This window comes from Deferrisoma sp., assembly GCF_054681715.1.
In genome coordinates this window covers 14540-25845 of the sequence record NZ_BAAHFQ010000014.1, presented here as the reverse complement: position 1 = coordinate 25845, position 11306 = coordinate 14540, and the positions used below count along the sequence as shown (strand labels likewise).

Sequence of the window (11306 nt, the reverse complement as noted above, 5' to 3'; positions counted from 1 at the left end):
GCCAGTCCGGTCGCGGCCGAAAGCGGCACCTTCGGTGGGTCAATGGCGGACGCTTCGGCGAGGTCCGGGCGGTTGCGGGTTCCCGAACACCGCCGGGACTCGCCGTCGGGCGGCAAAGGGAACGCTCGCACGCGTCGTACCGGGACGGGTCCGGGCGGAACCCGGGGGGTTGGAGGAATCCGCGGGTTCCGACGCCGACCCGTCGGCCGAAACGGGAGCCCACAAAGGCTTGACCGACCCGAAACCAATACACGGAACCACCCAAATCAGAGCGCCCAGTCGCGGAGGAGACAATGCCGCCCCGGATAAGCAACGTCTGATAAGATATATTATGTCAAGTTATGACCGTGACCCGGTCTGGACCGGTCCTTGCCGCCCTTCCCCTCCTGCGCGGGGCTTGGTAGAGTGCCCGATCCCACGGTCCCTGCGCGGCCCCTAGGAGAGTTCCGGCCCGGGGAGTTGCGAAAGGGGCCGTGGACGGTTCCCAGGATTCCGTCGCGGTCAGGGAGGTGAGTTACATGCGTCGTGTCGTTGTTTTCTTCTCGGTGGCAGCCCTATCCCTTGTGTCCTTTTCCGCCCTTGCCTTCATGACGGACGGTTGCGGCTCCGGAAAGTGCTCCGACTGCCACACCTTGACCCAGAAGGAGGCGGAGGCGGCCCTGGGGAAGCTCGTGGACAAGGTTCTCGGCGTGCGAGAGGCCGCGGTGCCGGGCATGTGGGAGGTGGACGTCGAAAAGCGAGGCCAGAAGCTCCCCGTGTTCCTCGACTACTCGAAGCGGTTCGTGATCACCGGAGACGTCATCGATCTTGAAAAGATGACCAGCGTGACCCGGGAGCGGTACATCGATCTGAACCGGATCGATCCCTCCGTCATCCCCCTGGAGGACGCCGTGGTGATCGGGGATCCCGAGGCGCCCACGCGGATTGTGGTGTTCGACGATCCCGAATGCCCCTTCTGCAAAAAGTTGCACCCCGAGATGAAAAAGGTTGTCCAGAAGCGGCCGGACGTGGCGTTCTTCATCAAGATGCTGCCGCTGAAGATCCACCCCAACGCCCGCAAGAAGGCCCAGGCGATCATCTGCGCCAAATCGGCCCAGATGCTCGAGGACAGCCTGGCGGGGAAGCCGATCCCGGACCCGACCTGTGAGACCGACCAGATCGAGAAGAACGAGGCGCTAGCGAAACAGATCGGGGTGCGCTCCACCCCGACCCTCGTGTTCCCCGACGGCCGGGTCGTTCCCGGCTACAAAGATGCCGCCACCATCCTTTCGTACCTGGACACGCCGGAGACCGGGGGTAAAAAGGAGGCGGCCAAGCACTGACGCCGTGCATAGCACATAGGCCTTGGCGGAGCGCCGGACGTCCGGGATGCCGAACCGTTCTGGGGTGTCCCTGTGAGTGTTCCGGAGGGGTTGCGGCTGGGGAAGCGCTCGCACATCGGGAGGCGGGGATGAGCATCACGACAAGGGCGGGGGCACTGGGTTTGGTGGTTGCGGCGTGTTTCTTGGGCGCGGGCGGTGGGGCAGACGCCGGGTGGCTCGACAGCCTGAAGGGCGCCGTGGAAAAGGCCGTGCCGGGCCAGGCCACCGAGGCCGGAACCGAGGCGGCGGGGGGAGCACAGCTCTCCCCCGACGAGATCGCGGCCGGCTTGAAGGAGGCCTTGGCCAAGGGGGCCCGGGCCGCCGTGGAGCGGGCGTCCCAGGCCGGAGGGTTCCTCGAAAACCCCAAGATCCGGATCCCCCTGCCCGACCGCCTCCAGACGGCGGCCTCGGTGGCCCGGCGGTTCGGGCTGGGCGGCCAGGCGGACGCGTTCGAGGAGACGATCAATCGCGCTGCCGAGCGGGCCGCGGCCGAGGCCCTGCCGGTTTTTTCCGACGCCGTCACGTCCCTCACCTTCGACGACGTCCACGCGATCTGGAAGGGCGGGAACACCGCGGCCACCGAGTATCTGCAAAAGACCACCCGGGAGGATCTCTACGCGCGGTTCCTGCCCGTGGTGAAGAAGGCCTCGGAGGAGGTCGGGGTGACCCGGGCTTACAAGGGGTTTGCCGGCCGGCCCGAGATCGCCTCCTACGTGGCCGGATCGGACCTCGACCTCGACCACTACGTGACGGACAAGGCCCTGGACGGGCTCTTTACCCTGGTGGCCGAGGAGGAGCAGAAGATCCGCACGAACCCCGTGGCCCGGACCACCGACCTCCTCAAGAAGGTGTTCGGGGGCCAACCGTAGGACCGCTTGTGGAGGCTGGGAAGGCGTCGGTACGCACCGGGACGGATTTTGGCAATCGAGTCGCCACAGGGTTTAGCCTCCGAGCCTTCTAGCGTTCCAGCCTCCTAGCCTCCTAGCCTCCCAGCCTCCTGGCCTCCCAGCCGAACCCCCGTGGAGGCCAGGATCCGGCGGAGGGCGTTTCGGCGGGCGGGCCACGGCGCCTCGGTAAAGGGAACCGCCCTCCCCTGCCCTCGCTCCCGGACCCGGTACACCCAAAACCCATTGGAAACCCGCACCGGGCCCACCAGGTCCCCGGGCTTCGCCGCGGCCAAGGCCTCCCGGCCGGGGAACCCCTCGGTCAGGTAGCGCCGGCCCAGGGGGCCTCCGAACCGGGCCGTCCCGCCCTGGCTCACCTCCCGGGCCACCCGGCCGAAGTCCTCCCCGGCCCGAGCCCGTTCCAAGGCCTCCCGGGCCCGGGACGCCTGCTCGGCCACCCGCTCCGGAGGGTCGTCCGGATTCACGTACCGGAAGATCCCCTCCAGGTCCACCCAGTCGGGCACGGTGACCGTGGAACGGGCGGCCGCCTCCACGGCGGCGGAAAGAACCCCCTGCCGCGCCGCCTCGAACTCCGCCCACCGCCGGTCCAGGGCTCCGTCCGAGACGGCCAATCCGGCCCAGTCCCCGCCGACCACCCGGTCCACCAGGGCCCACAGGCGCCGGCCGCCCTCCGTGCGGGGGGCCGGGGGCGCCCGGTGGGAGGCCGGGGGGACCAAGCGGCCCCCCAGCGCCTCAATCCACGGCCCGGGGCCGCCGGGGCGGTCCAGGAGGGTTCCCCAGTCGAACAGGCAGTACCGCCCCACGGCGGCCCGCCGCGCCTCCTCGTGGATCTGGGCCGGGGCCTTCACGTACCCTCCCAGCCCGAGCCAGAGTTCGGTCCCCCAGGGCCCCACCGCGGCGAGCGCCCGGCGCGCCTGGGCCTCCACCCGGGCCGGAGGTCCGAAATAGGCCATGGGATAGAGGGCGTCCACGAGCCCCTCGGCCGCCCAGGTGCGCCAGTCCTGCCCCTTGTCCCGGTACGAGGACCCCGGATCGGGCCAGACCGCCGCGGAGAGCCGAACGCGCCGCCCCTCCACCCGGTCGAGCTCCCGGCGCACGGCCCGCACCAGGGCCGTCACCTCCCTCGCCCGGGCCTCCGCCCACAGGAGCCCCAGGGTGGTGAGGATCCGGTCCCCGGCGGGCATGGACCCGTCGAGCCAGGCCGCGAGGTCGGGGGCGTCCCGGAGCTCGGGGGGCAGAAGCCGGGGGTCCAGGCCCCAGGTTTCCCGAAACCGCTCGCCCAGGGGGCCGCCCTGGCCGTAGCCCGGCCCCGGGTACCGCACGAAATCGAGGTGGATCTCCCCCACGGGATAGGCCCCCACGAGCTCCCGGACCACTTCCACGAAGAGGTCCCGGTACCCCAGGGAGGCCGGGTCGGCGTAGATCCCCTCGATCCAGCCCAGGGCCCGCTCCACGGGGCCGTACCCGTCCACTCGGCGGCCCTCGTCGTCGGTGAGGACCCATTCCGGGTGGGCCCGGGCCGGGTGGGCCGGGTCGGCCGGGGGGGCCTCGTCGCCCCAGAGGTAGTAGACGTTGAGCCAGGCGGCCACGGGAACCGGGGCGCAGGCCTCGAGGGCCAGGGCGAGGGGGTCGTAACCCTCCGGGGCGGCGCGGAGGGGCTCGGCCCGGGGAGCGACCTCGCTCGGGTACCAGGCGTCCCCCCGGCCCCGCACCTGGACGACCAGGCGGTCGAGCCCCGCGGTTTTCGCGGCTTCGCAGGCCCGGGTCAGTTCCGCGGGGTCGGCCAGGCGGTCCCGGACGAGCCAGGCGGCCCGCCGGGCCGTGCCCGCGGCGCACCCCGCCACGGCGAGGAGGGCCAGAAGAGCACCGAGGCGCATCACGCCCTCCCCCGCAGCGCCTCCAGGAGCCGTTCGTGGATCCCCTCGAACCCGCCGTTGGAGAGCACCACGACCACGTCCCCGGGACGGGCCTCGGCCGCCAGGAACTCCACGATGGCCCCGGCGTCGGGAAACGCCCGGGCCGGCACCCCCCTCGCCGTGAGGTCCCGGGCCAGCCGGTCCACGTCGAGCCGGTCTTCGGGCGGCACCTTTTCGGGGTTCGGCACCTCCCGCAGGCACACCCGGTCGGCGGCGTCGAAGGCCCCGACGAGGGCCCCCTGGAAGACCCGGCGGCGCATGGTGTTCGACCGGGGCTCCACCACGGCCCAGAGGCGCCGGCCGGGGAACCGGCGGCGGAACCCCTCGAGGGTGGACCGGATCGCGGTGGGATGGTGGGCGAAGTCGTCGTACACCGCCACCCCGGCCGCCTCCCCCCGGAGCTCGGCCCGCCGCCGCACCCCGGGGAAGCTCTCCACCGCCTCCTCGATCTCCCCCGGGCTGAGCCCGGCCAGGGTCAGGGCCGCGGCCGCCGCGAGCACGTTCCAGGCCTGGTGGGGCCCCACCAGGGCGTACCGCAGCGCGAGGGTCCGGCCCTCCGGCCCCCGGGCGGCGAGTTCCCCCTCCCCGCCCTCCCCCGTCCACTCGGCCGGGTTCCCCCGGGCCGAATAGGTCACCACCGGGCACGGGGCGTCGCGGACCAGGGTCATGACCTCGGGGTCGTCGGCGTTGGCCACGAGGGCCCCGGTGCGCGGGACGATGCGCACGGCCTGCAGGAACGCCCTCCTGAGGCTCGGCAGGTCCGGGTAGATGTCGGCGTGGTCGTATTCCAGGTTGTTCAGAACGAGGATCCGGGGCCGGTAGTGGACGAACTTGGGCCGTTTGTCGAAAAAGGCCGTGTCATACTCGTCGCCCTCCAGCACGAACCACTCCCCCTCCCCCAGTCGGAAGCCGCCCTCCATGTCCCGGGGCACCCCGCCCACGAGCCAGGAGGGCTTGCGGCCGGCCTGTTCCAGAGCCCAGGCGCACAGGGCCGAGGTGGTGGTTTTGCCGTGGGTGCCGGCCACCACCAGGCCCTTTCGCCCCGGCAGGAAGGCCCGGCCCAGGAGTTCCGGTAGGGAACACCGTTCCAGATCCCGGTCCAGCACGGCCTCGAGTTCCGGGTTGCCCCGGCTGATGGCGTTTCCCACCACGACCAGGTCGGGGGGCGGGTCGAGGTTCGCCGGGTCGAACCGATCCGACACCGGAACGCCGGCCGCGGCGAGCACCTCCGACATGGGGGGGTACATGGCCTGGTCGGAGCCGGTCACCCGAACGCCCAGGCGGTGGAGGGCCACGGCCACGGAGGCCATCGCCGTGCCGCAGATCCCGAGGAAATGGAGGTGCTGGTTGTCCAACGAAATGGAGGAGAACTGTTTTGTCTGGTTGAACACGCCAGGATCCTTTTGTTACACTCCAAGTCCGCGTTTGATTTTGCTTCGCATAGGGAGGGACTCATGAACCGCGACCAGGCCGTCCCGTACATCCTCGCCCACGCGTTCCTGAAGTGGTGGAAGGATATGGGCCAGCCGGAACTGGAACCCGCGTTCCACTACTGGGCCGACCGGGAGAACCTGAAGGCCCGGCGCCGCCACACGGTATGGCGGCGGGTGGAGGAGCTCCAGGCGAACCGGCGGGCGGCCTGAGGGGCGGCCGGATCGCCCTCCCCCGTTCGGGGGGTTCAGTACAGGCGCACCATAGCGGTTTCTTCCTCCCAGCGCCGCAGATCCTCGGCCCACCCGGATTCCATTTCCCTGGGGTCAGCCCCGGCCTCGATGGCCTCCCGGAGGCGTTCCGACCCCAGGAGGAGGTGGATCGGAAGCCGCTCGGTTTCGTACTCGTAGGGGGGCGGCCGCCACCCGAACCCCCGGTCTGAGGCGAGGTCCCAGAGGGCCGCGAGGATCGCGAGGCCGGTCCGGTACGGCCGGAACGCCGCCGGGTCGGTGACGTGCAGGTGCACCCCCTCGCAGGGCCGGCCCGCCCACTTCTGGAAGGTGGGCTCGAACCCCACCGGCCGGAACACCACCCCGGGCAAGCCGTACCGCTCGAGCCTCCGGGCCAGGGCCTCGCCACCCACCCACGGGCCGCCCACGATCTCGAAGGGCCGGGTGGTGCCCCGCCCCTCCGAGGCCGTGGTGCCCTCGAGGAGCACGGTGCCCGGATACACCAACGCCGTGTCGAAGGTGGGCATGTTGGGCGAGGGCATGATCCAGGGCCGGCCCACCTCGGGCCACAGGCCCCCGGGGTCCCACCCCTCCACCGGCACCACGTCCAACTCGCACTCCACGCCCCGGGCGCACCGGAACCACCGGGCCAACTCCCCCACCGTGAGCCCGTGGCGCATGGGGATCGGCTCCAGCCCCACGAACGACCGCTGTTCCGGCTCGAGGAGGTTTCCCTCGGCGGCCCGGCCCAAGGGGTTGGGCCGGTCGAGCACCACCACCCGCACCCCGGCCCGGCCGCAGGCCGCCATGGCGAGCCGAAGGGTCCAGATGAAGGTGTAGACCCGGCAACCGACGTCCCAGAGGTCCACCAGAAGCACGTCGAGCCCGTCGAGCATCTCGGCCGTGGGCTCCCGGCGCTCGGCGTAGAGCGACCACACCGGGATCCCGAGCACCGGGTCCACCCCGTGGGGCGACTCCACCATGTTGTCCTGCACGTCCGATCGCACCCCGTGCTGGGGGCCGAAGAGCGCCCGCAGGCGCACCCCCGGGAGCGCCGCCACCCGGTCCCGGGCCCACCGGAACTCCCGGTCCACGCTGGCCGTGTTGAGCAGCAGCCCCACCCGTTCCCCGGGCCGCACCCAGCGGCCGGGTTCCCGGCAGAACCGCTCCAGCCCCACCGTTACCATCCTACGGCTCCCCTCCCGATTCCCCCGAACGGTCGAGGGCATATTTGAAAAGGATGGGTCCCACCACCTCGTTCACGGTGATGCAGGCCACGAGAAACGTTCCCACCTCCGCCCAGCCAGGGAACCGGCGGACCATTTCCTGGGCGAGTCCGAGGCTCACGCCCGCCTGGGTCAGAAACGTCATCCCGAGAAGCCCGGCTCGGGGCGCCCCGGTGTGCCACACGGCCCCGGCAAAGGTCGCGCCGCCGAGGACCACCATGCGCGCCACCACGAACAAAAGGGCGGGAAGCCACAGGCGCGCCACCAGGGAGACGTCGAGGTGTACCCCGGTCATCGCGAAGAACACGGCAAAGATCGGCAACGAGATGGCCTGGATTCCGCCGTGCAGCCTCGCGCCGTGGGGGGAAGCGTTGCGCACGAAAAACCCGGCCGAGATCGCGATCAGGAGGGCCTCCAGGTGAAACGGCAGGCCGAACAGCGCCTGGAACTGGTGAGAGAACCACCCGGCGAACTCCACAAGGAAAAACGCGAACACGATCAACATGGTCGGGAGTTCCACCGTCATGCGGCCGAGGGCTTTGGAGAGGACCCAACCGAGCAAAACCCCGAGGACGACCGAGGCCGCGATCTGGGCCGCCACAAGGGCGAGGAACCCCAACTGCACCCCGCCCCCCGTTGCCAGCCCTCCTGCCACGGCCACCGCGGCGGCAAACAGGAGGATTACCACCGTGTCCATCGCGATCGTGACGGTGAAGCTGAGATCGGTGAACGGGCCCTTGGCCCTGCACTCCCGGATGAGGGCGATCGCGGCCGTGGGCGAACGCCCCGTGGCGATCACGGCCATGACGAGCGCCGCCCCGACCCGCCCCCCCCAATCCTCCGGCAGGAACGGGAACAGATCTCGCCCCCCGACCATCAGGAACCCCAGGATCGCCGGTATGGCCAGGACCACCGTGGCGCCGAGGACCGACGCCACCTCCCGGAGCCGCGGCCGGAGCCGCTCCAGCGCGAGTTCGGCTCCGGCCGCCAGGGCGATGATCGTGAGGGCGAGGTCATCCACGAGTTTCATCGGCTTGACCCACGCCTCGCCGATCACCCCGAGGCCGTGAGGGCCGAACAGGATGCCGGCCACGATGTACCCGCTGATCTTCGGCAGACCCACCGCCCGGAAAAGCACACCGAACAGATACGCCTCCAGGAGCAGAAACCCGAAGTTCAGCGTCAGCCGGGCCGGCCGGGCCAGCGTGCCGGGAGGGAACCCGACCGAGTCGAAGGCGAAGACCGCCGCCGCGACCAAGAGGGCCGCCGCACCCTGTTTCCATGGCCACGGCTCCCGCATCGGGAGTGCGGGACCGTGGGTCGGCGCGGAGCTCATGGTCCCCTTCTCCCATAGGCCGAGTTATAGAACCCTGCAGCCAGCAGGTCGTTCACCACCACCCCGGCCAGGAGCGCCGTAGCGCCCAACCGGCTCGCCGGGGTCCCGTGGATGACCAGAAGTTCCACCGCCACCACCACCGCCACCTCGCTCTGGGCGAGCGCCCCCAGACCCAGGCGGGTCCACCGGGACCGGCCTTCGAGGAAGGCCACGGCAGCCACCCCGCCAACGGCTTTCCCGATGCCCCGCGAGATCGCGTAGGCGCCTACGAGCGCCAGTGTGGCCTTGGCGGTCACCGGAGCCGGGGCCCACCACGCGCCCGCGAGGACGAGCATCAGGAGATAGGCGGGTTGCTCCACCACGACCAAACGGTTCAGGTACTGGCGGCAGTCCCGGCAGGCCCAGGGGAGGATGAGCCCGGTGGCCGCGCCCGCCGCGAGCGGGGAAAAGCCCACCAGGGCTGCCGTGCCGCCCACGAAGAGCACCGCGCCCACGAGCACCGCCATCGTCTCGGCTGGGTCCCCGGTGGAAGGGAGCACCAGGCGTAGGGTCGCGCACACGGCGGCCACCACCGCGAGGACCCCCAGGATCCCCTTCCAGCCCGGCGGTCCGAGGAGAATCAAAGCCCCTGCGTAGAGGGCGATGCCCCAGAGGTCGTCGAGGACGGAACTGATGCGCAGGAACCGGAAGAGGGGAACCCGCCCCATCCGGGTATGCCGGTCGACCAAGTGGAGAAACGCGGTCGAGGTGCCCCCGGCCGCCGCGCCCACGGCCAGGGACACCGCGGGGTCCGGGATCGGTGAAACACCGTGCCAGGCCGCGGCCACGACCGCGGCGACGATCAGGCTGCTCGTCGCGCTCGCGCCGATCTCCCGCCCTGCAAGCTTCCCCCAGATGCCGGGTTCGAACTGCATGCCGTACACGAAGCCCACGTAGGCCATGCCAAACCCGATGAAGGGTTCGAGGCCCCGAAGCCCCTCCCGGTCCAGGAGCCCAAACCCCAGGGGGCCCAGGCAGACCCCGAGCAACAGGAACTCCTCGCCCGTGAGGTACACAAAGCGCGACCGGGTCCACCCGGCCACCCTGCCGAACCACTTCTGGGAGGCGAGGAATCCGAGGGCCGTCACCAGGCCGATGCCGAGAATCTGTTTCACGGGCGTCGGATCAGGCGGGGTCGAGGACGTGGCGGTCGAGCACGAAGGCGGTCAGGGTTCCCTCGAGGACCCGCCGGCCGTCCACGTCCACGTGGACCTCGGCGACCCGCTTTTTGCCCCTGACCTCCACGACCCGGGCCTCGGCCACCAGGGTCTCCCCCACCCGCACCGGCGCGGTGAACCGCACCTCGGCGGCGCCCAGCACCACGAAGGGGTCGTTCACGGCCATCATCACGGCGTAGTCCGCGAGCCCGAAGGTGAACCCCCCGTGCACGAGGCCCCGGTCGTCCGCCGCCATCTCGGGCCGGGCCACGAGCCTCGCGCGGCACCGGCCCTCGTCGAGCTCCAGGATCTCCCCCACCCACTCGGGGCGGATGGCCAGATGGGTTCTCGGCTCCATGGATGTCCTCCTTTTGTGTCTTCAACGACGGCTGGCCCCCGGCGAGCGCCGACGCAAAGCGCCCCCTTTGCCTCGGCATCCCCGCGAGAAGGCTTTGCTCCCACCGGAACCCAGGGGGGACGGCGGGCGGGCAAGTATACCTTGGAATGGGATCGGCTGCCCTGGTATAGTCCGCCCGCCCGGCCCCCGGGGCCCGGGCGTTCGTGGTTGCCATTGCGAGAGGGAAGAATGCCCGACGTTCGGTTCTTGTTCCACCTCATCGAGCGCCACGCCCTCGATGAGGATTGGCCCTTGGTTCTCCGACTGCTCGAGCGGGTTCGGCAGCACCAGCCCGAGCCCGAGACGGCCGAGGACGCCTTTTTCCTTTCGTTTCACGAGGGGATGGCGCTTCTCGAGACCGGCGATCCGGCGGGCGCGGTCGAGGTGCTCCAGGAGGCCGCCCGGCACGATCCGGAACACATTTCGGCCCGCCTCCTCCTGGCCGATGCGCTCCTGCGTTCCGAACGGGGCGAGGAGGCCTGTGCCGAACTGGAGGACGCCCTGCGGCAGGCGCCCGACCATCCGGGGTGTCTCTGCGCCCTGGGGTGGGTGCTCTACCAGCAGAACCGCAAAACCGAGGGGAAACGGGTTCTGGAACGGGCGGCCCGGCTCCACCCCTACTACCCCCCGGCGCACATTGACCTGGGCCTGATCCTCGCCAGCGAGGCCCGATGGGACGAGGCCGAGTTCCATCTCGAGACGGCCCTGGCCCTCACCCCCGAGGATCCCGAGCTCGAGGCCGCCCTCCGGGCCGTGCGGGAGGGCCGGGCCGGCCGAGCCCTGGAGCGGCAGCAGATGCGCGCCCTCCTCCCCGAGATCCGGGCCCAGCGCCGCACCCTCCGGCCCGGGGAACGGGCCGAACTGCGGCGGCTGCGCGCCTGGCTCCGGTCCAAGGGGGCGAGCCATCTGGAGGTGCTTTTGGTGGAGGGGGTCTGGGCCGAGGTGGCCCAGGCGGGCTCGGCCCCGAGGGTGCTCGACGCGGCCTGGGCCGCGGCCCTGGCCTGGACCTGCCACCGCATGCTGGGGCACGAGGTGTCCCGGGCCGAGGTGGCCGAACACTGGGGGATCTCGGTGAGCACCCTGGCGAAGCGCTACGCCGCGGTGCGGCGGCTGTTCGACGAGGCCGACCGATGGCCCCGGGACGAAGCCGAGGCCGGAGAGGGGGATCCCGGGCCGGCCGGGGCCGTGATCCCGGTGGATTTTCAAAACCGCCAGCGCCTGCCCTTGACCTCCCCCTGCCCCTGCGGGAGCGGCATGCCGGTGGAGTCGTGCACCCACACGACGCGAAGTAAACCCGTCGGCTGAGGG

Annotated in this window: 10 protein-coding genes; 4 read left to right on the top strand and 6 right to left on the bottom strand. The window is 71.1% G+C overall.

Annotation, left to right across the window (positions count from 1 at the left end; translation table 11 throughout):
- Positions 1 to 518: 518 nt before the first annotated feature.
- Together ACY0I8_RS03925 and ACY0I8_RS03920 are read left to right on the top strand one after the other, a co-directional pair.
- On the top strand, positions 519 to 1322 hold the full coding sequence (locus ACY0I8_RS03925; protein WP_461393664.1) for a DsbC family protein: 804 nt from the start codon (positions 519 to 521) through the stop codon (positions 1320 to 1322).
- Between the two features lie 128 nt (positions 1323 to 1450).
- The gene (locus ACY0I8_RS03920) at positions 1451 to 2230 is read left to right on the top strand and encodes a DUF4197 domain-containing protein (RefSeq protein ID WP_459939908.1); all 780 of its coding nucleotides are present in this window, start codon (positions 1451 to 1453) and stop codon (positions 2228 to 2230) included.
- 104 nt (positions 2231 to 2334) lie between these two features.
- Here ACY0I8_RS03920 and ACY0I8_RS03915 read toward each other — a convergent pair whose 3' ends face one another.
- Positions 2335 to 4143, bottom strand: coding sequence for a family 10 glycosylhydrolase (locus ACY0I8_RS03915; RefSeq protein ID WP_461393663.1), 1809 nt, complete (start codon positions 4141 to 4143; stop codon positions 2335 to 2337).
- Positions 4143 to 5573 carry a UDP-N-acetylmuramate:L-alanyl-gamma-D-glutamyl-meso-diaminopimelate ligase gene (mpl, locus tag ACY0I8_RS03910; protein ID WP_461393662.1) on the bottom strand — a complete coding sequence of 477 codons (1431 nt, stop codon included), beginning with the start codon at positions 5571 to 5573 and terminating at the stop codon, positions 4143 to 4145. The genes ACY0I8_RS03915 and mpl overlap by 1 nt, the downstream gene beginning before the upstream one ends.
- 63 nt (positions 5574 to 5636) lie before the next feature.
- Here mpl and ACY0I8_RS03905 point away from each other — a divergent pair, with 63 nt between their 5' ends.
- Entirely contained in the window at positions 5637 to 5825 is a 189-nt protein-coding gene (locus ACY0I8_RS03905) for a hypothetical protein (protein ID WP_459939905.1), read from the top strand.
- A gap of 35 nt (positions 5826 to 5860) precedes the next feature.
- Here the strand turns inward: ACY0I8_RS03905 and ACY0I8_RS03900 are convergent, their stop codons facing one another.
- The 4 genes from ACY0I8_RS03900 to ACY0I8_RS03885 are packed head-to-tail and all read right to left on the bottom strand — an operon-like array spanning position 5861 to position 9959.
- A complete protein-coding gene (locus ACY0I8_RS03900; protein WP_461393661.1) occupies positions 5861 to 7030 on the bottom strand; it encodes an exo-beta-N-acetylmuramidase NamZ family protein in 1170 nt (389 codons plus the stop codon).
- A 1-nt stretch (position 7031) separates the two neighbouring features.
- Positions 7032 to 8405: a cation:proton antiporter gene (locus ACY0I8_RS03895; protein ID WP_461393660.1), complete on the bottom strand. Its 1374-nt coding sequence runs from the start codon at positions 8403 to 8405 to the stop codon at positions 7032 to 7034.
- Positions 8402 to 9559 carry a cation:proton antiporter gene (locus ACY0I8_RS03890; protein ID WP_461393659.1) on the bottom strand — a complete coding sequence of 386 codons (1158 nt, stop codon included), beginning with the start codon at positions 9557 to 9559 and terminating at the stop codon, positions 8402 to 8404. Before ACY0I8_RS03890 ends, ACY0I8_RS03895 begins: the two co-directional genes overlap by 4 nt.
- Before the next feature lie 10 nt (positions 9560 to 9569).
- Positions 9570 to 9959: a PaaI family thioesterase gene (locus tag ACY0I8_RS03885; protein ID WP_461393658.1), complete on the bottom strand. Its 390-nt coding sequence runs from the start codon at positions 9957 to 9959 to the stop codon at positions 9570 to 9572.
- Between the two features lie 228 nt (positions 9960 to 10187).
- Here ACY0I8_RS03885 and ACY0I8_RS03880 point away from each other — a divergent pair, with 228 nt between their 5' ends.
- Complete coding sequence (locus ACY0I8_RS03880) at positions 10188 to 11303, top strand: tetratricopeptide repeat protein (RefSeq protein WP_461393657.1); 1116 nt, start codon at positions 10188 to 10190, stop codon at positions 11301 to 11303.
- Positions 11304 to 11306: the final 3 nt, after the last annotated feature.